The organism is Hymenobacter sp. IS2118 (assembly GCF_000715495.1).
Classification (GTDB): Bacteria; Bacteroidota; Bacteroidia; order Cytophagales; family Hymenobacteraceae; genus Hymenobacter.
This window is the reverse complement of record NZ_JNLX01000054.1, coordinates 1-1,774: the sequence shown is the minus strand read 5'-3', so window position 1 is coordinate 1,774 and position 1,774 is coordinate 1. Positions and strand designations below refer to the sequence as shown.

Annotated in this window: 3 protein-coding genes; all 3 read right to left on the bottom strand. The window is 57.4% G+C overall.

Annotation, left to right across the window (positions count from 1 at the left end):
- Window positions 1-118 precede the first annotated feature (118 nt).
- Window positions 119-415, bottom strand: a complete 297-nt coding sequence (locus GM79_RS03695) for a hypothetical protein (protein WP_035559451.1) — start codon at window positions 413-415, stop codon at window positions 119-121.
- Window positions 416-873: 458 nt separating this feature from the next.
- Window positions 874-1,368, bottom strand: coding sequence for a PIN domain-containing protein (locus tag GM79_RS03685; protein WP_072008524.1), 495 nt, complete (start codon window positions 1,366-1,368; stop codon window positions 874-876).
- Window positions 1,365-1,655, bottom strand: coding sequence for a hypothetical protein (locus GM79_RS03680; RefSeq protein ID WP_035559444.1), 291 nt, complete (start codon window positions 1,653-1,655; stop codon window positions 1,365-1,367). Before GM79_RS03680 ends, GM79_RS03685 begins: the two co-directional genes overlap by 4 nt.
- Window positions 1,656-1,774 lie beyond the last annotated feature (119 nt).

The window sequence follows — 1,774 nt, the reverse complement described above, 5'->3', positions numbered from 1 at the left end:
CTGGAGAAGCGGTGGTTTAGGGCTGGCGGGACCGGCGGGGCGTAGGGCAGCGTCAGGCGGGGCGGGCGCGCCGGGGAGGGGGCGGCTAATCCGTTTTGAGGACATACCAGATGTTGAATCAGTCGTGGCTGATGTCGTAGTTCGGCAGACTCAGATGCTGGCGGTAAAAGGCAAAGCGTTGCGGCACCGAAAACGGCTGCTTGATGAGATGCTGCACGATATCGGGCTCAAATGTAGCCAGATAGTAACGCTTTATCCGGAAGATGGCTTGCCACAACGCCGCTTTGGCTTCTCGCGGGTAACGGCTGAAATCAGCCGGAATGCTGCTCCCAAGCGGAAATAGCTGAAAGTCGCTGTGATAGATGAATCGCCCGTCATCGGTCATCGAGCGGATTTCATAGGTTTGGGTCAGCACATCCCAATCTGGATGCAGCTGCCGGATGCTGTATTCGATGTAGCCACCGTGCCGGTCACACGCACACCGCAGGCAATGCGGGTCATTTAGCACCCTTTGCCGCTTGCAGTTGGGCGAATGCGTCAGCAGATTTGAGGCCCGCTGACTTCTCATGCGCTTCGTAGCGTTGGCGCAGGGTTTTGAACGCGGCCCGCTTGCGTGCTTCACTAAGCACTACATCGGGAGCCGAAGCATCTGGCAGAAGTTGGACAGTCGTTTTCATCGTTACTAAGATACGCTTTGTGCCGCGAATCCGTTCGGGGCTCAGCTACACAAAGAAGCTCCCGTTTCCTTCAGCGGCGGGGGCAGCGGGCAGGGGTGGCGCGGGAAAGGAAGTTACTGGAGAAGCGGTGGTTTAGGGCTGGCGGGACCGGCGGGGCGTAGGGCAGCGGCAGGCGGGGCATGTGGAGGATAAAATCTTATTCAGAACTGTTATCGGGAGGCCTTGCGAGAGAAACGCTAGGTGGCAACGTAGGCGTTGACCTATCGTCAATCCAGTTTTCCAGCGCCAGATTGGCGATACCGGCGAAATCCTTGGTGTTGCGCGTTACTAGCGTCAACTGATGCGCCAGGGCAGTGCAGGCGATAAGCACATCAAATTCACCGGGATATTTGCCCAACGCTCCTTGCTTCACGTGCTCCGTTAGCCGCACTTTTTCCGGTCCGTATAGCTCGAAGGCGGTGGCGATGGGCAACAGCCGGGTATTGAATAGCCGTTGCAGTTTGGTGATGTATTGCCGCTGTTGTGCCGCATAGGCTGGCTCGCATTTGGCCAGTCCGTAGAGCATCTCGGCAATCGTCAACTCGGAAATGAAGCAGTTCCGCAAGCCAACTGCCGTCACTTTGGTTTCCAATGCGTGCTCCCCTTTCAGGTAGTGCACGCAAATGTTGGTATCGAGCAGGTAGCCATTCATAGTTCTACCTCGCGGTGGCCGGTTTGCCGGGCTTCGTCAATGACGCGGTTCATCTCGTCACCACTTACGTCCGACTTCCATGCCCCGAAAAGCTCGTGCAGCAACTGCTGTTCTTCCGCAACCGAAAGCGTTGCATCTGCTCCGGCAGCACCGACAGCGGGCTTTGCTGTGCCTTTTTTCCCTTTACCGCGCAGTCGGGCGGCAATGCCGGTAGGCAAGCTTTGCAGCCACTCCAGCGCTAACGCAGCTTGCTCTTCTGGGAATTCCAATTCAACGGCTAGTTTCATAACCCCAATTTACGGTGTTCCTTATAATTCGGCGTCAAGCTACTGAAGAAGCTCCCGTTTCTTCAGCGGCGGGGGCAGCGGGCGGGGGGGGCGCAGGAGCGGACGCTACTGGAGAAGCG

Bases quoted from the DNA above. Each gene is read 5' to 3' on its own strand.
- GM79_RS03680 (WP_035559444.1), bottom strand. From the start codon at position 1,655: ATGAAACTAGCCGTTGAATTGGAATTCCCAGAAGAGCAAGCTGCGTTA.
- GM79_RS03685 (WP_072008524.1), bottom strand. From the start codon at position 1,368: ATGAATGGCTACCTGCTCGATACCAACATTTGCGTGCACTACCTGAAA.